Origin of the sequence: Trebonia sp. (assembly GCF_030042015.1) — a bacterium.
GTDB lineage: Bacteria > Actinomycetota > Actinomycetes > Streptosporangiales > Streptosporangiaceae > Trebonia.
Genome location: NZ_JASIAL010000436.1, coordinates 36,724 through 57,217, shown reverse-complemented (window position 1 = coordinate 57,217; position 20,494 = coordinate 36,724). Strand labels below are relative to the sequence as shown.

The 20,494-nt window shown below is 71.3% G+C and carries 18 protein-coding genes; 5 read left to right on the top strand and 13 right to left on the bottom strand.

Going from position 1 to position 20,494, the window contains the following annotated elements:
• Positions 1 to 105 precede the first annotated feature (105 nt).
• Positions 106 to 354 carry a hypothetical protein gene (locus Q1N79_RS23565; protein ID WP_300612504.1) on the top strand — a complete coding sequence of 83 codons (249 nt, stop codon included), beginning with the start codon at positions 106 to 108 and terminating at the stop codon, positions 352 to 354.
• Positions 355 to 705: 351 nt separating this feature from the next.
• On the opposite strand, the gene Q1N79_RS23560 is transcribed toward Q1N79_RS23565, so the two are convergent.
• The 3 genes from Q1N79_RS23560 to Q1N79_RS23550 form a co-directional block, all read right to left on the bottom strand.
• Entirely contained in the window at positions 706 to 1,380 is a 675-nt protein-coding gene (locus tag Q1N79_RS23560; protein WP_300612503.1) for a mechanosensitive ion channel domain-containing protein, read from the bottom strand.
• 103 nt (positions 1,381 to 1,483) lie between these two features.
• Positions 1,484 to 2,110, bottom strand: a complete 627-nt coding sequence (locus tag Q1N79_RS23555) for an acetate uptake transporter (protein ID WP_300612501.1) — start codon at positions 2,108 to 2,110, stop codon at positions 1,484 to 1,486.
• A 267-nt stretch (positions 2,111 to 2,377) separates the two neighbouring features.
• A complete protein-coding gene (locus tag Q1N79_RS23550) occupies positions 2,378 to 4,042 on the bottom strand; it encodes an NAD-binding protein (RefSeq protein ID WP_300612499.1) in 1,665 nt (554 codons plus the stop codon).
• Positions 4,043 to 4,112: 70 nt separating this feature from the next.
• Here Q1N79_RS23550 and Q1N79_RS23545 point away from each other — a divergent pair, with 70 nt between their 5' ends.
• The 3 genes from Q1N79_RS23545 (at position 4,113) to Q1N79_RS23535 (ending at position 6,515) form a co-directional block, all read left to right on the top strand.
• Positions 4,113 to 4,541 (top strand): DUF1707 domain-containing protein, encoded by a 429-nt coding sequence (locus Q1N79_RS23545; protein ID WP_300612497.1) that lies wholly within the window; start codon positions 4,113 to 4,115, stop codon positions 4,539 to 4,541.
• Between the two features lie 62 nt (positions 4,542 to 4,603).
• A complete protein-coding gene (locus tag Q1N79_RS23540) occupies positions 4,604 to 6,166 on the top strand; it encodes a hypothetical protein (RefSeq protein WP_300612495.1) in 1,563 nt (520 codons plus the stop codon).
• A gap of 7 nt (positions 6,167 to 6,173) precedes the next feature.
• Positions 6,174 to 6,515, top strand: coding sequence for a hypothetical protein (locus Q1N79_RS23535; RefSeq protein WP_300612493.1), 342 nt, complete (start codon positions 6,174 to 6,176; stop codon positions 6,513 to 6,515).
• Between the two features lie 9 nt (positions 6,516 to 6,524).
• Here the strand turns inward: Q1N79_RS23535 and pgl are convergent, their stop codons facing one another.
• Genes pgl through tkt form a run of 5 tightly spaced genes read right to left on the bottom strand, consistent with a single transcriptional unit; the run spans position 6,525 to position 13,149 of the window.
• On the bottom strand, positions 6,525 to 7,307 hold the full coding sequence (gene pgl / locus Q1N79_RS23530; protein ID WP_300612491.1) for a 6-phosphogluconolactonase: 783 nt from the start codon (positions 7,305 to 7,307) through the stop codon (positions 6,525 to 6,527).
• Entirely contained in the window at positions 7,304 to 8,230 is a 927-nt protein-coding gene (locus tag Q1N79_RS23525; protein ID WP_300612489.1) for a glucose-6-phosphate dehydrogenase assembly protein OpcA, read from the bottom strand. The genes pgl and Q1N79_RS23525 overlap by 4 nt, the downstream gene beginning before the upstream one ends.
• Positions 8,231 to 8,248: 18 nt before the next feature.
• Positions 8,249 to 9,859, bottom strand: coding sequence for a glucose-6-phosphate dehydrogenase (zwf, locus tag Q1N79_RS23520; protein ID WP_300612487.1), 1,611 nt, complete (start codon positions 9,857 to 9,859; stop codon positions 8,249 to 8,251).
• A gap of 42 nt (positions 9,860 to 9,901) precedes the next feature.
• Positions 9,902 to 11,008: a transaldolase gene (tal, locus tag Q1N79_RS23515; RefSeq protein WP_300612485.1), complete on the bottom strand. Its 1,107-nt coding sequence runs from the start codon at positions 11,006 to 11,008 to the stop codon at positions 9,902 to 9,904.
• Positions 11,005 to 13,149, bottom strand: coding sequence for a transketolase (gene tkt, locus Q1N79_RS23510; protein ID WP_300612483.1), 2,145 nt, complete (start codon positions 13,147 to 13,149; stop codon positions 11,005 to 11,007). Before tkt ends, tal begins: the two co-directional genes overlap by 4 nt.
• A gap of 226 nt (positions 13,150 to 13,375) precedes the next feature.
• Between tkt and Q1N79_RS23505 the strand changes: the two genes are divergently transcribed.
• Complete coding sequence (locus Q1N79_RS23505; protein ID WP_300612481.1) at positions 13,376 to 14,644, top strand: PrsW family intramembrane metalloprotease; 1,269 nt, start codon at positions 13,376 to 13,378, stop codon at positions 14,642 to 14,644.
• Positions 14,645 to 14,822: 178 nt separating this feature from the next.
• Here the strand turns inward: Q1N79_RS23505 and Q1N79_RS23500 are convergent, their stop codons facing one another.
• Genes Q1N79_RS23500 through Q1N79_RS23480 form a run of 5 tightly spaced genes read right to left on the bottom strand, consistent with a single transcriptional unit; the run spans position 14,823 to position 20,479 of the window.
• Positions 14,823 to 15,593: an enoyl-CoA hydratase-related protein gene (locus Q1N79_RS23500; RefSeq protein WP_300612479.1), complete on the bottom strand. Its 771-nt coding sequence runs from the start codon at positions 15,591 to 15,593 to the stop codon at positions 14,823 to 14,825.
• Positions 15,590 to 16,855 (bottom strand): CoA transferase, encoded by a 1,266-nt coding sequence (locus Q1N79_RS23495; protein WP_300612477.1) that lies wholly within the window; start codon positions 16,853 to 16,855, stop codon positions 15,590 to 15,592. The genes Q1N79_RS23500 and Q1N79_RS23495 overlap by 4 nt, the downstream gene beginning before the upstream one ends.
• Positions 16,852 to 18,804 carry a COX15/CtaA family protein gene (locus Q1N79_RS23490; protein ID WP_300612475.1) on the bottom strand — a complete coding sequence of 651 codons (1,953 nt, stop codon included), beginning with the start codon at positions 18,802 to 18,804 and terminating at the stop codon, positions 16,852 to 16,854. The genes Q1N79_RS23495 and Q1N79_RS23490 overlap by 4 nt, the downstream gene beginning before the upstream one ends.
• On the bottom strand, positions 18,795 to 19,589 hold the full coding sequence (locus Q1N79_RS23485; protein ID WP_300612473.1) for an ABC transporter permease: 795 nt from the start codon (positions 19,587 to 19,589) through the stop codon (positions 18,795 to 18,797). Before Q1N79_RS23485 ends, Q1N79_RS23490 begins: the two co-directional genes overlap by 10 nt.
• A complete protein-coding gene (locus Q1N79_RS23480; protein ID WP_300612541.1) occupies positions 19,586 to 20,479 on the bottom strand; it encodes an ABC transporter ATP-binding protein in 894 nt (297 codons plus the stop codon). The genes Q1N79_RS23485 and Q1N79_RS23480 overlap by 4 nt, the downstream gene beginning before the upstream one ends.
• Positions 20,480 to 20,494 lie beyond the last annotated feature (15 nt).

Here is a 20,494-nt window from a genome sequence, read left to right as displayed (position 1 = left end):
GCGCCCGCCCGCGGGCATCAGGCGGGTATGGAACAGCTGACAGCCGGACGCCGCACCGTGGCGAGCGGCCGGTGAAATCCGCGCGGGATGCCGAATTCACCGACTATGTCAAGGCGCGCCTGCCCTGGCTGCGCCGCGTGGCGTACCTGCTGTGCCAGGACTGGCAGGGCGCTGACGACCTCGCGCAGGCGGCGATCACCCGGCTACACGCACTGGGGCCGGGCCAGGAACGCCGTCAGCGTCGACGCGCCGCTGCCGGGCAGCGCGGAACTGGGCGGGGTGCTCGGAGTGCTCGCGCGGACCCAATTCCTCGGCACGAATCCGGCCGCGTGGACGACCGCGCCGCTGGGCTAGTGAGCCGGCGGTGAGTTCTGCGGTCACCACGTGAGCGGTCTTCGGTCACAGAAGGTGCCGGCCGTGGCCGCTGGCCGTTTGCGGCGGAGGGCAGGTCACGGGTCAACCGCGCCAGCGGCGGGCACATAGCGGACATTTCCCCCGTCCAGCGGTGAACCACCTCCCGGAAACCGCCCATGGACCATGATCATGGGTCAAAGGGGACCGCCCGCGGTCACCTTTGACCCGTGATCATGAGGCGCATCCCAGCGGCCCGGGCGCCCGGGGCGCCCGATGTGCCCGGGGCAGCCGGGACAGCGCAGGGCCGGAGCAGGCGACCGCACGCTGACCCCGCAACCGGGGACCGGCTCACTAGCTCCCCTCGGGGGGCGGCGGGACCGGGCCCACCACGGCGTTGAGGACCTGTGAGTTCGGGATCGACATGATGCTGCCGCTTGAGTCGAGGCGCACGTAGGTGATGCCGATCTCGGTCACTGTCCCCTCGATCTGGCCGCTGCCGCCGAGCGCGCCGGCCCGCAGCCGGATGGCGTCGCCGACCCGGAACGGGTGGGCGAGCAGCAAGACGATCCCGGCGAACACGTTGGACAGCGCCTGCTGCGCGGCTATTCCGACGAACACGCTGGTCAGCGCCCCGCCTACGACCAGTTGGCCAACTGGGACGGAAAAGAGCAGCAGCGTGATCACCAAGGTGGTGAAGCCGCCCACCAGCAGCAGCGCGTACCGGACCACCGCGGCATGCGACCTGCCAGTACGCCGCTCGAGCACAGACCGCGCCTTGCCGGCCAGCCCATACGTAGCGATGCATGCGAACACGCAGAACGCCGCGGCGGCAGCCGCGGCGATAATCTGGTTCGGCACGTGCTTGGCGTCGAAGTACCGGTTGAAGTCGTGGTGCGCCCAGCCTGACGCTATGGCCGCCACGATCGCGAACGCCAGCGCGATGATCGACTTCCACGGCCGCGTCTTAGCTTTCACCTTCGCGACCTGAGCAGACAGGTCAAGCTGCGGCCCGTCCTGCAGGTGCATATCCCGATCCTCCCGTCGCGCCGGGTACGGTTGCGGCTGACCGCCTTACCGTACCCGGCGCGAGCAGGAGAACTGACCGGGACTGCCGCTGACGCGGGGTGAGCTAGAGCAGCGGCTTGCCTACCGGTAGCCGCAATCGGCCGCCGATGCCGTTCGAGACGCCCGCGGCCGAGGTGTACCAAGCCACCAGCGCGGTGATCACGCCGAGGTAACCGCCGGCCTTGACGGTCGCGCTGTTGGTGGCGAAGTTACCGATGAACAGGAGGATCTCGGTGATCTCAAGGGTCAGGAACACGCCGAAGACCGCGAGGTTCACCTGGGTGGACAGGATCAGCATGTAGGTGTTGAAGATCGCGAACGCGAGCGCGATCCACCCGAGGTCGTGATCGGCGACCGCGACGCTCGATGCGGTCGGCGCGACAAACCGTGCCCACAGGAACAGGCCGATCCAGAAGCCGCCGTACGAGGAGAACGCGGTAGCTCCGAACACGTTCTTGTTCCTGAACTCCCACATACCGGCCAGCAGCTGGGCGAGGCCGCCGTAGGCGAGCGCGTAGCCGAGCCACGCGCTGCCGGTTGCGGCGGTCATCCAGTTGGCGTTGGCTGCCGACAGCAGGAATGTGGTTAGAGCGAACGCCGCCAGCCCGAGCGGGGCTGGGTCGGCGATTCCCGACGCGGGAGCGGCGGGCTGAACGGAGGGCTCTACTGTACGGTCCTCACTGACGCTCATAATGCCTCCGAGCTTGACAAGCCCGTCCGCTGGCTTGCTCCCGCTGCCGTCGTCCGGGCACATGGTTCGGCAGTAACGGAACCATAATCCCGGCCTTGCGGCGCGAAACCAGTGCTGCGCCGTTAGGTCCGATACGGCCCCATCCTGCGGCTAATCTCTGGCTTCCCTCCTGGCACGCTAACAACCAGGTTGAAAGTTCCGCTAATAGCGTAACGCGCCCGTAACCGCCCCGCGAGACCCAATTATTGGGTTACCATGACGCGCCAGTCATAAGGGCGAGGCGACCGGCCGGTTACCGGCCAGGAATCTGCTGAGTCCGGCCCTGGTGGCCAGCACAATGACCCGGTCACCCGCCGCGAGCAGGTATCCCCGGTGCGGCGTCCAGTCGACTTTCTGGGAGCCCCGCAATTGCAGCGCCAGGACCCGTGCGAGGCCATCGCTTTCGAGTTCCGCGACAGCCTGCCCCGCGATGTCCGCGCCGGCCTCGACCCGGACGTCGGCGATCAGCAGCACGTGCCTGCCGACGGCTATCGTGCGCAGCACCTGGTGCTCGAGCAGCGCCGCCGCGAAAGCCGGCGCCGCCATGTACGAGACACTGCGCGAGACCACGTTGCCGACGGTCTTCTGCACCCGCTGGGCGAGGTCGTCATCGAACAGGCGCAGCACGATGCGCAGGTCCTCGCGCATCGCCCGCGCCTGCAGCGCGGTCTCGAGGTTCACGATGTCGCTGCTGGTCACCGAGACAAGCGCGATGGCATTGTCCAGCCCCGCCGCGTGCAGCGTCTCCTCCAGGTAAGCCTCGCCGATCACGAGGGGCAGGCCGAGACGGCGCGCGAGCGGGGCGCCGAGGGCTTCGGGATCCCGGTCGACGCAGGCGACGTCGAAGCCAAGGTCATGCAGCTCGCCGACCACCCGCGTGCCAACATTGCCCAGCCCGACGACGATGACGTGGCCGCCGCGCGGCCGCGGTTCGCCGCGGATCGACCCGGTCAGCCGGGCGCCGACGATGATGGCGGTTACGAGCGGGATCAGCGCCATGCCGTCAAGGGTGAGCACCACCTGCGAGACCTTCTCCGCCCCGCTGTCTGAGGCCATCGTGAGCGCCGATCCGGTGATGTCCATGACCGCCAGGTAGAGCGCGTCGGCGGACGAATAAGCGGGAACCTGCAACAGCAGGAAGTACCCGGCCACCACGGCCGCGACCAGGATCGCGAAAACCAGGCCGAACTTGTTCCAGGCCAGCCGCTGCGCCACGCCGAGCGCGGCGCGCACCGGGTGCCGCCTGCTGGCGAGCGGATCGCGCGGCGTGCCGTCCGCCACCGCAAGCACAAGGCCGTCGGCGGTGTCCCGCAGCGCTTCTGGCGCGATCAGCTGGGTCGTGCCCGCCGGATCGTCGGGCACCTGAAGACCGCAGACCGTATGCCCGGCGGGCACGTCAGCCCGCCTGGCGACGTACAGCGTGCGCCCGGATACCCGGACGTGGCTGGGGGCCGGTTCGCCGAGCGCGGCGGCAACGAACGACGGCGCGGCCATCTGGCTGCTTGACAGCACCGTGCAATCGGGGAAGAAGCCGCGGAAATGCTCACCGAGCCTGCGGTTGAAGGCGGCCATGACCAGGCGCAAGTCCGGGTTGAGCTCCTGGGCGCGCAGGCCGGCGTGGAAATTGCCGATGTCGTCGGGTCCGACGAGGCCGAGGGCGCGCGCCGACGCCACCCCGGCGCTGGCGAACGCCTCAGTCGTCAGCTCGTCGTGTTCCAGCACGGTGACCCGCGGGAGCGCGGCGATCCGCGGACCGTGGTTGCGCAGCAGGGACGGGAGCACCACGATGACTTCCTCGCCGTAGCGTGTGGTCAGTTCACGGGTGATGCGGTAGGCAAGCGGGCTGTCCCCGCAGACGATGAAGTGGTTCCCCGTCGGGGGGAGCGCGGGCATGGGCAGATCATAATGAAACCGGACCGGTAATATTAAGAAGGCCTGCTCGAAGCCGTAGGAAGGTCTGCCGATGGCTAGCGATCACATGATCCGCGCGTCAGACCAGGACCGCGAAGTCGTGGTAACCACGCTCAGGGACGCCTATACGGCGGGCAGGCTGACCATGGAGGAGTTCGACGAGCGGATGACCGCCGCCTACGCGAGCAAGACGTGGGGCGACTTGCGCAAGCTTACCGACGACCTTCCCGTGCAGCCCGTTCTCGGCTCCGACGTCCCCGGCCGGCCGCTGCCCCCGCCGACCCTTCCGGCGCATCCGCCGCGCGCCAACGGCGTCCTGCCGCCGTCGTCGCGGCGCAGGCGCCGGCCGGTGGCCTTCTTCCCGCTGGTGGCCCTGTGGATCGTGCTCGCGCTGGCGAGCCAGTCTGCGCACGCGATCATCGCCCCGACCGTGGCGGTGATCGTGGCGCTCGTGTTCATTTCGCTCGCCAGGCGGCGTTAAACCGCGCCGGGACAGCGAACCGCGGCCACCGCAGGCCCCCAGTTCTTGTAAAGTCTGGTGCGATGCCCGTAAACGACCGCGTCGCCGATCCGGTGACCGATGACAGCGATGCCTCGAGCCCGGCTGCCTCGGCCGCCGCCCGGCTGCGCCGGCTGATCGGATCGCACCGCCCGTTCGTGGCCGTGCTGGCCGTCGCGACCGCCCTGCGCGTGGTCGTCATGCTCGGCTACCCGCCGGCCATGTTCTTCAACGACTCGTACAACTACATGACCGACGCGGTCACCAGGTCGCCGGACGTCGTCCGCTCAAGCGGGTACCCGCTGTTCCTGTACCTGTTGCTGCCCTTCCACAACCTCAACGTGGTCACCGGGCTGCAAGCGCTCATGGGACTGGCGATCGGCGCGGGCATCTACGCGGTGCTGCGCCGCCGCGGGCTGCCGTGGTGGGGCGCGACGATCCCCGCGCTGCCCGTGCTCTTCGACGTGTTCGAGCTGCAGGTCGAGCACATGGTCGCCTCGGACACGCTGTTCTGCGCGCTCGTCACCGGGGTGCTGATCCTGCTGTGCTGGTGGGACAGGCCGCCGCTGCTCGCCGCGATGGTCGCTGGCGTGGCGATCGGTTACGCGGCCACCGTGCGGGACGTCGGGGAGATACTGCTGGTCGTCGTGGTCATCGGCGTGCTGTTGCGGCGCATGGGCTGGCGCCGCATCGTCGCGACCACGGTGGCCGGACTGGTGCCGATCGCCGGCTACATGGTGTGGTTCCATGCCCACTACGGGCAATACGCGCTCAACGAGTCAAGCGGAACGTACCTGTACAGCCGGGTGCAGAGCTTCGCCGAATGCTCGAAGATGAACCCGCCGGCGGACCTGCGGGTGCTGTGTGACAGCGCGCCGCTGTCGGAGCGGCCCAACTCCCAGGAGTACCTGTGGGCGAACTACGACGGGAACGGCCAGCTAACGCCCCTGGCGAAACTGACCGGGACAGACAACTCCTACCGGTTCACCCCGCAGATCGAGTCGCTGACGATGAAGTTCGCCGAGCGCGCGATCCTCGCCCAGCCGCTCGACTACGCCCGGGTGGTGGCCAAGGACACGCTGACTACGTTCGGGTGGACGCGGGAGAACGTGAACAACTCGATCGGCAACGTGACAGGCTCCGGCTCGCTGTTCCGGTTCGAGCCCACGGTCGCGGCAGTGCCCGGCTGGGTGACCGCCGACGCCACTAACAGCAGGGCGGCTAAGGACTACGGCGGCGCGAACTACGGGCGGCCGTCCGTGGTCCAGCCGTGGGCCAGGTTCCTGTGGGCGTACCAGGGCGTCGTCTACCTGCGCGGCCCGTTCCTGTTCCTGTTCGTGCTGGCTGGCGCGGTCGGCGTCGCGCTTGGCGTGCGCCGCAAGACCCGCATACCCGGTACCGGCTGGGGGGGGCTCGCCCTGCTACCCTGGCTGATCGGAGTGGCGCTGATCGTGCTGCCGCCGATGACCGCGGGCTTCAGCTACCGCTACGTCCTGTCCGCGGTGCCCGCAGTATGCCTTGCCGCCGGCCTGGCGTTCGCGGGCCGCGGGAACCTGATCACCTGGCTCCGGGAGCACGGAATGCTCGGGAAGTCCACGCCCAGTTAAGGAGGCAGTGCTGAGCCTGAGCGAACGAGAGCGGCGGATCCTGAGCCGCGTCGCCGACGAACTCCACCGAACCGCGCCGACGCTGGTGTCGCTGCTGTCCATGTTCAACCGGCTGGCCCTGGGCGAGGACATGCCGCGCAGGCGACCGCTGCGGCACCTGCGCAGACAGCTATCCCGGCCCGTGCTCGCGCGGGCTTTCGTGTCCGTATGGACCGCGACGACCTTGGCGATGATCGCGCTCGCCCTGATCCTGAGCCATGTCAGTCACGGGACCAGCGCTTCCGGCGGCTGCGGGCGGTCATGGTCGGCGATCTGCGACGCGCGTGCCGCCGGCCCGCCCGCTCAGTAGTCGCGCGGGTCAGTGGGCTGCGGGCCTGCCGATGTCGGGCGGGAGCTTGCCGGCCGCCGCCTCGTCCACCAGGAACAGCGTCCTGTTGCGCCCCCTGGCGCCGGCGGCGGGAACCTGCACGGGGCCCGCGTCGGACAGCGCGAGCGCGATAGCGCCCGCCTTCTCCGCGCCTGAGGCCAGGATCCAGACCTCGCGGGCGGCCTGGATCGACGGGAACGTCAGCGAGATGCGGATCGGCGGCGGCTTGGGCGAGCCGCGCACCGCCACGACCGGCCGGCTGTCGTAGACGGCGGGCATCTCAGGGAACAGCGAGGCCACGTGCCCCTCCGGGCCGATGCCGAGCATCAGCACGTCGAAGGCAGGGACCGGGCCATGGTCTTCCGGCCGGGTGGCGGCGGCCAGTTCGGCCGCGTAGCGCGCGGCGGCCGCCTCCGGGTCGTCGCCGTCAGGGCCGTCCGGGCCAGGCATCGGGTGCACCCGCGCCGGGTCGGCGTTGATCCCGTCAAGCAGCGCCGACCGCGCCCCGGTCTCGTTCCTGTCCGGGTCCCCCGTGGGGGCGAACCGCTCGTCACCCCACCAGAAGTCGACCCGCTGCCAGTCCACCGCGTCCCTGGCCGGGGCGGCGCCAAGCTCGGCGAGCACTGCGGTGCCGATGCCGCCACCGGTGAGCACGAGGTGCGCGTGCCCCGCGGCGGACACCGCGTCGACCAGCCTGGTGACCAGCCGTGCGGCGACCGCCCTGGCCAGCAGCGGCTCGTCCGCGTGGACCAGGATCTCCGGCGGCGCGCTCACGGGCCGGCCTCCACCAGGTCGGCGCCCGCCGGCTTGAGCCGGGCGAGCGTCTCGGCGTACACGTCGTCGGGGTCGAGCCTGCGCAGCTCCTCGGCGAGCAGTTCGGCGGTCTCCCTGCGATGCAGCGCGACCATCCGGTCCGGCCGCCCGGGCCAGGACAGGGTGGCAGTGCGGCCGTCCGTCCTGCTCACCCGGATGTCGCCGGCGGAGGTCGCGAACGCCACCCCGGTGATGCCCGGGCCGGCCGAGACGGTGCGCCGTACCGGGATCTCCAGCCGCAGGCCCAGCCAGGCGGTGATCAGGTCCGCCGTCGGGTTGTCCTGCTCCGCCTGCACCTCGCCGGTTTCCAGCGTGGGGTGCTCCTGGTCGAGCGTGGCCGCGAGCAGCGACCGCCATGGCGTGGCGCGGGTCCAGCCGAAGTCGGTGTCGCCGGGACGGTAGGCCCTGGCCAGGGCGGCCAGCACCTGTTCCGGATCTTCGGCCGCCGCCGAGTCGGTCACCCGGCGCTGGGCGAGCGCACCGAGCGGATGGGCCGCGGGCACGGCGGGAGCGTTCTCCGGCCACCAGGTGACAACGGGCACGTCAGGGACGAGCAGGGGCGCTACCACCGAGTCCGCGTGCTGCCCGAGCGGGCCGTACATCCGCAGCACGACGGTCTCACCAGGGCTCGACTCACCGACCCGGATCTCCGCGTCAAGCCGGGAGTCCGCCTTGGGCTTGCGGGTGATCACGGCGAGGACCCGCATCGGGTGTTCCCTGGCGGCCTGGTTGGCCGCGCGGATCGCGTCGTACTGACCCTCCTCGTCGGTCACCAGGATAAGGGTGAGCACCATGCCCACCGTCATGCCGCCGAGCCGGCGGCGCGCCTCGGTCAGGGCGCGGTCGATGGCTTCGGTGGTGGTGTCAGTCAAGTCGATAGTCATGACAAGCGTGCCTCCGGTCTACAGGCGGCGCCAGGCCCGGCCGTCGCGCGCCATCATCGCGTCGGCGGACGCGGGCCCGGCGGAGCCCGCCACGTACTGTTCCGGTTTGGTGTTCTCGGCCCAGAACTGCTCGATGGGGTCGAGGATGCGCCAGGAGAGCTCGACCTCCTCCTGCCGGGGGAACAGCGGCGGGTCGCCGATGAGCACGTCGAGGATCAGCCGCTCATACGCCTCGGGCGAGGACTCGGTGAAGGACTCGCCGTAGGCGAAGTCCATGTTCACGTCCCTTACCTCCATGGCCGAGCCGGGCACCTTGGAGCCGAAGCGCTGGGTGATCCCCTCGTCCGGCTGGACGCGGATGACCATGGCGTTCTTGCCGAGCTCCTTGGTGTCGGTGGCCGCGAACGGCAGGTGCGGCGCGCGCTGGAAGATCAGCGCGATCTCCGTCATCCGGCGGGTCAGCCGCTTGCCAGTGCGCAGGTAGAACGGAACGCCCGCCCACCGCCGAGTGTCCACGGCCAGGCGCACGGCCGCGTAGGTCTCCGTGCGCGAATCCGGCGGGATGCCGTCCTCCTCCAGGTAGCCGATCACCTGGTGGCCGCCCTGCCAGCCGGCCGCGTACTGGCCGCGCGCGCTGCCCGCGGCGATGTCGGCGGGAAGGCGGACCGCGGACAGCACCTTCTCCTTCTCCTGCCGCAGCGAGTCCGCGTCGAACGACACCGGCTCTTCCATCGCGGTCAGCGCGAGCAGTTGCAGCAGGTGGTTCTGGATGACGTCGCGCGCGGCCCCGATCCCGTCGTAATACCCGGCCCGGCCCCCGATGCCGATGTCCTCCGACATCGTGATCTGCACGTGGTCCACGTACCCGCGGTTCCAGATCGGCTCGTACAGGGTGTTGGCGAAGCGCAGCGCCAGGATGTTCTGGACCGTCTCCTTGCCCAGGTAGTGGTCGATGCGGAACACCGACTCAGGGGGGAACACGGTGTCCACGATGCGGTTCAGCTCGCGGGCGCTTTCCAGGTCGTGGCCGAACGGCTTCTCGATCACCACCCGGCGCCACGGCGCCCGCCCGGTGACCGGGTCGGGCGGTCCGGGGTCGGACAGCCCGGACATCTTGAGCTGCCCGACCACGACAGGGAAGAACTTCGGCGGGATCGACAGGTAGAACGCGTAGTTCCCGCCGGTGCCGCGCTCGCGGTCCAGCTGGCGGACCGTCTCGGCCAGCGTCTCGAAGGCCGCGTCGTCGTCGAACTCGCCGGGGACGAACCGGATGCCCTCCGACATCTGCTGCCACACCGTCTCCCGGAACGGGGTGCGCGCGTGCTCCTTGACCGCCTCGTACGTGACCTGAGCGAAGTCCTCGTGCTCCCAGTTCCTCCTCGCGAAGCCAACGAGAGAAAAGCCCGGCGGCAGCAGGCCGCGGTTGGCCAGGTCGTACAGGGCCGGCATCAGCTTCTTCCTCGCGAGGTCGCCGGTGACGCCGAACATCACCAGCACGCAGGGCCCCGCCACTCGCGGAATCCGGCGGTCCCTCGGATCGCGCAGCGGGTTGGCGGGCTCGCAGGCGGACGCGATCACGCCCGGATTCGCCGGCGCCGGACCTCGGGCGCCGGCGTTCGGCATGGTCATTCGGAACCTCCAGTTCCCTGTGGCGTTGCCCTGGCGCGCTGCCTACGCGTTGAGGCTCAGTTCATTCCTGATGGTCTCGAGCAGCTCGTTCCACGAGGCGGCGAACTTCTCCACGCCCTCGTCCTCGAGCACCCGCACCACGTCGTCGTAGCTGATCCCGAGGTGCTCAAGGCTGGCGAAGACCTGACGCGACTGCTCGTACGTGCCGTGCACGGTGTCGCCGCGCAGCACGCCATGGTCGGCGGTGGCGCGCAGCGTCGCCTCAGGCATCGTGTTCACCGTGTCCGGCGCGACCAGGTCCACCACGTACATCGTGTCAGGGAAAGCCGGGTCCTTCGTGGAGGTCGAGGCCCACAGCGGGCGCTGCACCTTGGCGCCCTTGGCCCGCAGCGCCGCCCACCGCGGCGTGTCAAGCTTCTGCTCGTACAGCTCGTAGGCCAGCCGCGCGTTCGCCAGCGCGGCCTTGCCCCGCAGCGCGCGGGCCTCCGGCGTGCCGAGCTTGTCCAGCCGGTTGTCGACCTCCGTGTCCACGCGGCTGACGAAGAACGACGCGACCGACCCGATCGTGCCGATGTCGTGCCCGTTCGCCGCTGCCTGCTCAAGGCCCGCCAGGTACGCGTTCATGACCTCGCTGTACCGCGCCAGCGAGAAGATCAGCGTGACGTTGACGCTGATCCCCTCGGCGAGCGCCGCGGTGATCGCGGGCAGCCCCTCGGCGGTGGCGGGGATCTTGATGAACAGGTTCGGCCGGTCGACCAGCCACCACAGCTGCCTGGCCTCGGCGATCGTCTTGGCGGTCTCCCGCGCCAGCCGCGGGTCGACTTCGAGGGACACCCGGCCGTCCACGCCGTCCGAGGCGTCGTAGATCGGGCGGAGCACGTCGCAGGCCCACCGGATGTCGTAGCTGGTGATCATCCGCGACGCTTCTTCCACGGTGACGCCGCGCACCGCCAGGTCCTTGATCTGGTCGTCGTATTCGTTGCCCTTGCTCAGCGCGTGGGCGAAGATCGTCGGGTTCGATGTGACCCCGCGGACGTGATAGTCCCTGACCAGGGTCTCCAGGTTGCCAGTGCGCAGCCGGTCGCGGCTGATGTCGTCCAGCCAGACCGACACGCCGGCCCCGGTAAGCTGCCCGAGCACGTCGTTCATTGCCGCGTTCCTTTCGTTGTTGCCTGGGCTGTGGTGTTCGCGCCGGCGCCGGCCGCCGCGCCGGCGCGGGCCGTCGCCAAACTCGCCTTGGCGGCGGCGGCCACCGCCTCCGCGGTGATCCCGTACTCCTTGTAGAGGATGGCCTCGGCGGCCGACGCGCCGTAGTGGTTGACGCCGATGGACTCGCCGGCGTCCCCGACGAACGCCTGCCACGGCCCGGTGATGCCCGCCTCGACCGACACCCGCGCCCGCATCGCCGCCGGGAGTACATCTTCCTGGTAGGAAGGGTCCTGCTGGTTGAACCATTCCACGCACGGCATCGAGACAACCCGCACGGAGATACCTTCTTTGGCCAGCAGGTCCCGCGCGGCGACCGCGATCTGCACCTCACTGCCCGTGCCGATCAGGATCACGTCGGTGCCGTCGGCCATGACGTACGCGCCGCGGGCGGTCCCCTCGGCGGAGGCGAACGTGGTCCTGTCGAAGGTGGGCACGTTCTGCCTGGTCAGGCACAGGCCCGCGGGGCGGTCGGTGTGCTGCAGGATGGTGCGCCACGCGATCGTGGTCTCGTTGGCGTCGGCCGGGCGGACGATGTCCAGGCCCGGTATGTTGCGCAGCGACCACAGGTGCTCGATCGGCTGGTGCGTCGGGCCGTCCTCGCCCAGCCCGATCGAGTCGTGCGTCCACACGTAGGTGACCGGCTGCCCCATCAGCGCGGCCAGCCGCACGGCACCCCGCATGTAGTCGCTGAACTGCAGGAACGTGCCGCCGTACGGGCGGGTGGCGCCGTGCAGCACGATGCCGTTCATGATCGCGCCCATGCCGTGCTCGCGGATGCCGAAGTGCATCGTCCGCCCGTACGGGCCGCCTGGCCACATCGCGGTCTGGTGGTCGGCCGGGATGAACGAGGGCTCGCCTTCCATCGTCGTGAGGTTGGACTCGGCCAGGTCGGCCGAACCGCCCCACAGCTCCGGCAGCACCGGCGCCAGCGCGGTGAGGATCTTTCCCGAGGCGCGCCGGGTCCCGGTTCCCTTCGGGTCGGCGGGGAAGACAGGCAGCGCCGCCTCCCAGCCCGCGGGGAGCTCCCGTCTGGCCAGCCGGTCGAACAGGGCCCTGCGCTCCGGGTTGGCCTTCGCCCAGGCGCCGAAGGCCTCGTCCCACTCCGCGTGCAGCCTCTTGCCGCGCTCGGCCACCGCGCGGGCGTGGTTGACGGCTTCCTCTTCGGCGGGGAACTTCACGGCCGGGTCGAAGTGCAGGATCTCCTTCGTGGCGGCGACCTCGGGCTCGCCGAGCGCGGCGCCGTGCGCCGCCCCTGTGTTCTGCTTGGTCGGCGCGGGCCAGCCGATGATCGTGCGCAGCACGATGATCGACGGCGCCGCGGCGTTCGCCCTGGCCGCCTCGAACGCGTCGTACAGGGCCTGCACGTTCTCGCGGTAGCCCGCCGCGGTCACCCAGTCGATGTGCTGCACGTGCCAGCCGTAGGCGGCGTAGCGGGCGCCGACGTCCTCGGACTTGGCGACGTTCGTGTCGTCCTCGATGGAGATCCGGTTGTCGTCGTAGAGGAGGATCAGGTTGCCGAGGCGGTGGTGCCCGGCCAGCGAGCACGCCTCGTGGGTGATGCCCTCCTCGATGTCGCCGTCGGAGGCGAAGCAGTAGATGAAGTGGTCGAACGGGCTGGTGCCTGGCGCGGCGTCGGGATCGAACAGGCCGCGCTCGCGGCGCGCCGCCATCGCCATGCCCACCGCGTTGCACAGGCCCTGGCCGAGCGGTCCAGTCGTGGTCTCCACGCCCGGGGTCAGCCCGTGCTCCGGGTGCCCAGGCGTGATGCTGCCCCACGTGCGGTAGCCCTTGATGTCATCGAGCGTGACCCCGTAGCCGGACAGGTAGAGCTGGATGTACAGGGTGAGGCTCGAGTGCCCGCAGGACAGCACGAACCGGTCCCGGCCGGGCCACTTCGGATCGGCCGGGTCGTGCCGCAGCAGGCGCTGGTAGAGCAGGTACGCGGCCGGGGCGAGGCTCATCGCGGTGCCTGGGTGGCCAGAACCCGCCTGCTGCACCGCGTCCATCGCCAGGACGCGGACCAGATCGACGGCGCGTTCGTCGGTGGATGACCAGTCAAGGGTGTGGTTGCTCACCGTCACGGATCCCTTCTGCTGACGCGTAGCTGCGGCTGAAACCCCCCGTGTGGCTTTGGCGCCGTCACGGGTAAGAGCCTATCCCGCCCAGGCCAGGCGGAACCGCCCGGGGCAGACCGTTTCCGGAACATTCACTCTCCGTAGGTCTAGACCACCTTGCAGATAGGGTCTAGACCAATTCGGGGAACCTGGGCAACCTCGCCGGCCCGGCGGTCCCAGTATGCTTCCGGGCATGACCGAGCCCGCCCCGGTATTCGATCCCAGGGCGGTGATCGAGGGGCGTGCCCCGGGCCGGACCAGCATCGCGTTCATCGCCGGCATCGTGATCACCGCGGCGTGCGCGATCGTCGCGCTCGGCATCGACGTGGGGCAGAGCGTCGCCGCGGGCGACGGCGTGGTGCCCGTCCTCGTCGCCCTCCCGCTGGCCCTGCTGCCGGTGCCGCTGCTTGTCGCGCTTGTGCTGTTCATTGACCGGCTCGAGCCGGAGCCGCGGGGCGCCCTGGTCTTCGCGTTCGCCTGGGGAGCCGGCATCGCCGCCCTGTTCGCGCTGCTCATCAACACGGCCGGGCTGGAGTACGTGACCCAGCCGGCGCTCGGCGCGGGCACGGGCGAGTACGTGTCCGCGACGTTCGGCGCGCCGCTGGTCGAGGAGACGCTCAAGGGCCTGGTCCTGGCCGGCCTGCTGTGGCGGCGCCGGGACGAGATCGACGGCCCGACCGACGGCATCATGTACGCGGCCATGGTGGGCCTGGGCTTCGCGATGATGGAGAACGTCGGCTACTACATCAGCGCGCTGATCACTCCGGAACACGGCGGCGTCGCCCTGCTCGGCTACACGTTCGTGCTGCGCGGCGTGGCATCCCCGCTGCTGCACCCCATCTTCACGTCGATGACCGGGCTGGGCGTCGCCTACGCCGCCACCCACCGCCGGGCCGGCTGGGCGGTGCCGCTCGGCTGGCTGGCGGCCATGCTGCTGCACGGGATCTGGAACGGGCTGTCCGTGTACGGCGCCGGGGGCCTGACGGCGGCGTACGCCATCATGTCCTGTGTGCTCGCCGGGCTCGTCGCGGTCCTGGTGGCCGACCGGCGCCGGATAGTCGCGCTGATCACGCACTACCTTCCCGCCTACCGGGCGACCGGGCTGGTGAGCGATGACGATGTGGTGATGCTCGCCTCGCTGCGCGAGCGCCGGCGGGCCCGCAACTGGGCCAGGACGACCGGCGGCATGCCGGCCGGTGCCGCCATGGGCGACTATCAGCTCGCCGCCACCGAACTCGCGCTGCTGCACGCCAAGGCCGTGCGCGGCGTGCTGCCGCTCGGGACGTTCCGGCAGCGCCAGCACGACCTGCTCGGGCTGATGTACGTGGCCCGCATGTCCTTCCTGAGCCGCCACCCGGCCCCGCCGGTCGCGCCCTGGGCGCCGCCGGGCGGGGCCGGGATCGCGCGGCACGCCGTGCACCAGGCACCGCTGCCCGCACATCCGCAGGTGGCGTCACGCTAGCCGACGCCGGCCAGCCAACGACTAGCCCCCGCTCCGGCCGCTACCCCGACCTCCCCGACTGGGCCAGCTGCGCCAACGGCCCGGCTGTATCGGGCCAGCTGCGCCAACGGCCCAATTGCCTCAACTCCCCGGACGCGCGGCTGGCGGGCCTGGGATGAGCGGGCCACCGCCCGCCGCGCTACCCGAAGGACGGCGGGCGGCGTTCCAGGAAGGCGCGCACGCCCTCGGCGTAGTCCGGGCCCGCGAGCGCGGCGGCGCGCAGCCGCCCCTGCTCCTCGTCATCGAACGACTGGCCGTCGAGGATGCGCTGCACCGTGTGCCGTACGGCGCGCTGAGTGACGGCCGAACGCGCGGCGAGCAGCGCCGCGAACTCGGCGACCGCCCGGCCGGGATCGTCGGCGACCTCGTCGACCAGGCCGAGGGACAGGGCGCGGCCGGCGTCGAGTTCGGCTCCCGACATCAGGATGATCTTCGCGCGGGACGGGCCGACCAGGTCCACGAGCCGCTTGGTTGACCGCAGCGGGTAGACGATGCCCAGCTTGGCGGGGGTGATAGCGAAGCGGGCGTCGGGCGCGGCGTACCTGACGTCGCAGGCGAGGGCGAGCCCGCAGCCGCCGCCGTAGCAGTACCCGTGGATCTGGGCGATGGTGGGATGGGGGAAGCCCGCGATCGCCTCTTCTGCGGCCGTGACCGCCTCGTCGTAGGCCGCTCCCTGGTCGGCGGTGGCGCGGACGGCCGCGAACTCGGTGATGTCGGCGCCGGCCGAAAACGACCGCGTCCCGGCGCCGCGGAGCACGAGCGCGCGTACCCCCGGCAGGCCGGCCGCGGCCGCCAGCATGCCAGGCAGCCGCCGGAACATGTCGAAGGTGAGCGCGTTGTGCCGCTCAGGCCGGTTGATCGTGAGGATGGCGGCGCTGGCGGCGCGGCCGAGCAGCAGCTGGTCTGTCATGCCACCCCCGGATGCGCGTCGTAGGTGGTGCCGGCCTGTTCAAGCGCGCCGATCTCGGCGCTGTCCAGGCCGAGTTCGGCCAGCACCTCGCGGCTGTGCTGGCCGAGCCAGGGGGCCGGACGGCCGGCCCTGGCCCGCGACCGGCTGAATTTGGCCGGCTGGCCGAGCACCTTGATCGTGCCCATGATCGGGTGATCCATCTCGGCCACCATCTCCCGGGCCAGGACCTGCGGGTCGGCGAAAACCTGGTCGTAGGAGAGCACCGGCCCGCACGGCACGCCCGCGGCGTCGAGTATCGCGATCCACTGCGCCGTGGTCCGCGTCGTGGTGACCGCCTCGATCTCCGCCTCGAGCGCCTCGATGTGCGCCAGCCGCGCGTCGTTGTCGGCGAACCGCGGGTCCGCGCACCACTGCGGGCAGCCAAGCGCGTCCGCCGTCCGCCGCCAGAGCCGGTCGGTGCCCGCGCCGATCGTCACGTAGCCGTCCGCGGTCCGGTAGGCCTGGTACGGGGCGGACATGCGGTGCCTGGTCCCGGTCTGGGCCGGCGCGTCACCGCGGCCGAACAGCACGCCCGCCTCCCACACGGTCCACGGGAGCAGCGCGTCGACAAGTGCGATGTCGATGAACTGGCCGACGCCGGTTCGCTCCCTGACCAGCTGCGCGGCGAGAATCGAGTACACCGCGGTGACCCCGGCGGCGATGTCGTTGACGGCGAACCCCACCTTGGCCGGACGCCCGCCTGGCGGCCCCGTCATCCGCATCAGCCCGGTGACGCCCTGGGCCATGATGTCGAATCCCGGGCGATCCCGGTACGGCCCGGTCTGCCCGAAGCCGCTGATCGAGCAGTACAGGATGTCCTGACGCCGGCCGCTGACCGCGGCATAGTCCAGGCCGAGGCGCGCCGCGACCCCCGGCCGGAAGCTTTCGATCACCAGGTCGGCGCGCAGCGCGAGGTCAAGGGCAAGCGCGCGGCCCCGCGGCTGCCTCAGGTCCAGGCAGACGCTGCGCTTGCCCCTGTTCACCTGGGCGAAGGAGTAGCTTTCGCCGTGCAGGAACGGCCCGAACACGCGGGAGTCGTCGCCAGAGCCCGGCTGCTCGAGCTTGATCACGTCCGCCCCGAGGTCGGCGAGCACCATCGTGCAGTACGGGCCGGCCAGGAACCTGGTGAAGTCAAGCACCCGGAACCCGTCCAGTGGCGGCGGGGGAGCCGGGGGAGCCGGGGGGGCCGGGGGCGGCGGGGGAGCCGGGGCCTCCGCCGTCATCGGGCCGGGAGTTCTTCGGTGACCGGGACCGCCGGGGCGGGGGCGCCCCCCGGCCCGGCCGGCTCAGCGGTCCGCTCCCTGGTGGCCAGGTACAGCCGGAGCACGCAGATCCACAGCAGCACCGACACGACGACGTGCACCCAGACAAGCCCGGCCGGCAGGTGGTTGAAGTACTGCACGTAGCCGATGACGCCCTGGACGCCGAGCCCGATCAGGACCACCCACCCGAGCCGCACCGCCGCCCGCGGCGCGGTCGAGTACCGCAGCCCGATCACCAGCGCCACCGCGAGCGCGCCGATAAACCAGCCGATGTCCGCGTGCAGCTGGGTGACGCTTTCCAGCGCGAAATGGAACCGCGGCACGGTCGTGCGGTGCCCGTCGGAGTCGATCACCGTGCCGGCCAGCGGTCCGGTGCCGGTCACCACGGTGCCCGCCGCGAGCATCAGCGCGGTCACCGCGACGAGCAGCCCGGCGAGCACCCGCAGGTCCGTGCGGACCAGCGAGCGCGCGGGGCCCGCGCCCTCGTCCACCCGCACGTGCAGCACGACCGCCGCCGCCAGGATCGCCGACGACAGCAGGTAGTGCACCGCCACCATGGCCGGGTTGAGCCTGGTCAGCACCACGATGCCGCCGACGACCGCCTGGGCGATCACGCCGAGCGGCAGCGCGGCCGACAGCCACACCAGGTCACGCCTGCGCCGGCCGTCCTGCCTGTACTGCCAGCAGACGATGAACGCAAGCCCGGCGATCGCCACCAGCGGGAAGTTCAGCAGCCGGTTGCCGAACTCGATCCAGGTGTTCAGCATCGTCTGGCCCACCGAGTGCGCGGCGACCACGCTGGCCTTGGTGCACTGCGGCCAGTCCGGGCAGCCGAGGCCCGAGGAGCTCAGCCGCACCGCCTCGCCGGTCGAGATGATGACCGCGTTGGAGATCACGGCGGCCAGCGCGAACCCGCGCACCGTGGCCTGGGCCGGCCGCAGCACCGCGGCCGTCACGCGCGCTAGCCAGGAAGACACGGCCTCCATCGTAATGCCCCGTAATGCCCCGCGCGCGGCGCAGGCGCTGGCCACGACCACGCAGCAGATCCCGGCCCACTCCGCCGGGCTGAGCCGCTGCCCAAGCATGGCAAGCCCGATCAGCGCCGCGACGGCGGGCTGCACGCTCATCCACACGCCGAACACCCGCGCCGCCACCCGCCGCAGCGCCTCGAATTCGAGCCAGTAGGGGATCACCGAGGACAGCAGCCCGACCGCGGCACCGGTGGCCAGGACCGGCAGCCTGAACATCGTCGGCGCCCCCGCGGCGACTCCTGGCCCGGTGACCAGCACCGCCGCCACGCACATCGCGATCACCAGCCCTGATGAGCCGGAAAACCGCTGCCCTGTCGCCCTGCTGAGCAGGATGTACCCCGCCCAGCCCGCGGCCGAGACGAGCGCGAACGCCACGCCGGCCAGGTCGAGACGCCCGGCGGACCCCTGCGCGAGCAGCAGCACGCCGACCGCGGCGAGCCCCGCCCACGCCAGGCTGGCCGGCCGCCGCGGGCCAGCTCCGGCCACCGCGACCGCCAGCGGCCCGAGGAACTCGACGGTGACGGCGACGCCCAGGGGAATCCGCTCGATTGCCTGGTAAATCGAGAAATTCATAACAGCGAGAGCTATTCCGAACGAGGCCGTGGCGGCTGCGTCGCGGAAGGCTCGCCTGCCGATGAGGTCGGCGACCGCCCGGGCGGCGCCCCGCCAGCCGATCGCGACCATGATCAGCGCGGCGGCCCACAGCCGCAGGGTCGTCACCGCGGCCGGCGGCACCTGGCCGAACAGCCGGTCGGCGATCCCGGCACCCGCCTGGACCGACACCGCGCCGGACAGGACCAGCGCGGCGGGCAGCGCGACTGGCGCCAAGCCCGCCCGGCCGCGCGGGCGGCCGGCGCTCTGCGCGGTTCTTACTCCCACCGGAAGTAACGGGCGGCGAGCGCGATCCCGGCCACGGCCCACACGAGCAGCGCCACGGTCTCCTTGGCCGGGAGCACCCCGGCGTTGGCGAGCACGTCGCGCAGCGCGGTGGACAGCGCCCCTGTCGGCAGCAGTTCGAGGAACGACCGCGCCCCGGCGGGGAACTTCGTCAGCGGGAAGACCACCCCGCCGACGCCGAGCAGCACCACGTACACCAGGTTCGCGGCGGCCAGCGTGGCCTCGGCGCGCAGCGTGCCCGCCAGCAGCAGCGCGAGCCCGCTGAACGCGGCCGTGCCGAGCAGCACGAGCAGCGGAACCGTGACGATCGCCGCGGGGCTCGCGTCCGGCGACCAGCCGAGGGCGACCGCGAGCACGACGATGAGGACGGCCTGCAGCAGTTCCACCGCGACCACCGTGACCGTCTTGGCGGCGATCAGCCCGGGCCGGGACAGCGGGGTGGCGCCGAGCCGCTTCAGCACCCCGTACCTGCGCTCGAAGCCGGTGGCGATCGCCTGGCTTGTGAACGCGGTGGACATCACGGCCAGCGCGATCACCCCTGGGGTGAGGAAGTCGATCCTCGTGATGCCCGCGCCGAAGTTCACCAGCGGCTCCAGGCTGAAGGCGGCGAGCAGCAACAGCGGGATGACCAGGGTGAGCGTCAGCTGCTCGCCGTTGCGCAGCAGCGTCCTCGTCTCCAGGGCGGCCTGCGCGGTGACCATCCGCCGCAGCGGAGCCGCGCCGGGCGCGGGGGTGAACCGGCCGGCGGCCACGGACTCAGATATCATCCGCGCAGCTCCCTTCCCGTCAGCTCAAGGAACACGTCCTCCAGCGTGCGGGACTCGATCCGCAGCGTGCTCGGCAGCACGCCGCGCTCGGCGCACCAGGCGGTGACGGCCGCGAGCAGCCTGGGCTCGACGGGCCCGTGCACCTCGATCAGGTAGTGACCGGCCGGAGATTCCTTGGCGGCGCTGCCCGCGGGCAGCGCGGTGAGCAGGCTGTCGGTGTCCAGGCCGGGCTCGGCCCTGAAGCGCAGCTGCCCGGCGGACCCGGTGAGCGCGGCCGGGGAGCCGTCCGCGACGACGCGGCCCACGTCGATGATCACGACGTGGTCCGACAGCCGCTCGGCCTCCTCCATGAAGTGCGTGGTCAAGATCACGCTCACGCCGTCGCCGCGCAGCTCGCCGATGAGGTCCCACGTGGCGTGCCTGGCCTGCGGGTCCATCCCCGCGGTTGGCTCGTCGAGGAAGACAAGCTCGGGGCGGCCGATGACCGCGGCGGCCAGCGACAGGCGCTGCTGCTGCCCGCCGGACAGCCGGCGGTACGGGATGCGGGCGGACGCGGCGAGCCCCACGATGTCCAGCAGCCAGCCCACCTCAAGCGGCCGGACGTGGAACCGGCTGAGCAGCGTCAGGTACTCCCTGGCGGGCACCGCCGGCGGGATGCCGCCTGACTGCAGCATGACGCCGATCCGGGGGCGCAACGCGGCCGCCTCCCGCGCTGGGTCGAGCCCGAGGACCCGCACGGCGCCGCCGTCGGCGCTGCGGTACCCCTCGCAGACCTCGATCGTAGTGGTCTTGCCGGCGCCGTTGGGCCCGAGGATGGCCGTCACCTCACCGCGGCGCGCGGTCAGCGTCAGCCCGTCGACGGCGGTGAGGGCCCCGTACCGCTTGACCATCTCGGTGATCTGGGC

Bases quoted from the DNA above. Each gene is read 5' to 3' on its own strand.
- Q1N79_RS23560 (WP_300612503.1), bottom strand. From the start codon at position 1,380: ATGCACCTGCAGGACGGGCCGCAGCTTGACCTGTCTGCTCAGGTCGCG.
- Q1N79_RS23525 (WP_300612489.1), bottom strand. From the start codon at position 8,230: ATGACTATCGACTTGACTGACACCACCACCGAAGCCATCGACCGCGCC.
- tal (WP_300612485.1), bottom strand. From the start codon at position 11,008: ATGAACGACGTGCTCGGGCAGCTTACCGGGGCCGGCGTGTCGGTCTGG.
- Q1N79_RS23480 (WP_300612541.1), bottom strand. From the start codon at position 20,479: ATGGTCAAGCGGTACGGGGCCCTCACCGCCGTCGACGGGCTGACGCTG.
- Q1N79_RS23500 (WP_300612479.1), bottom strand. From the start codon at position 15,593: ATGACAGACCAGCTGCTGCTCGGCCGCGCCGCCAGCGCCGCCATCCTC.
- Q1N79_RS23485 (WP_300612473.1), bottom strand. From the start codon at position 19,589: ATGATATCTGAGTCCGTGGCCGCCGGCCGGTTCACCCCCGCGCCCGGC.
- Q1N79_RS23505 (WP_300612481.1), top strand. From the start codon at position 13,376: ATGACCGAGCCCGCCCCGGTATTCGATCCCAGGGCGGTGATCGAGGGG.
- Q1N79_RS23495 (WP_300612477.1), bottom strand. From the start codon at position 16,855: ATGACGGCGGAGGCCCCGGCTCCCCCGCCGCCCCCGGCCCCCCCGGCT.
- Q1N79_RS23540 (WP_300612495.1), top strand. From the start codon at position 4,604: ATGCCCGTAAACGACCGCGTCGCCGATCCGGTGACCGATGACAGCGAT.
- Q1N79_RS23555 (WP_300612501.1), bottom strand. From the start codon at position 2,110: ATGAGCGTCAGTGAGGACCGTACAGTAGAGCCCTCCGTTCAGCCCGCC.
- Q1N79_RS23550 (WP_300612499.1), bottom strand. From the start codon at position 4,042: ATGCCCGCGCTCCCCCCGACGGGGAACCACTTCATCGTCTGCGGGGAC.
- zwf (WP_300612487.1), bottom strand. From the start codon at position 9,859: ATGACCATGCCGAACGCCGGCGCCCGAGGTCCGGCGCCGGCGAATCCG.
- Q1N79_RS23545 (WP_300612497.1), top strand. From the start codon at position 4,113: ATGGCTAGCGATCACATGATCCGCGCGTCAGACCAGGACCGCGAAGTC.
- Q1N79_RS23565 (WP_300612504.1), top strand. From the start codon at position 106: ATGTCAAGGCGCGCCTGCCCTGGCTGCGCCGCGTGGCGTACCTGCTGT.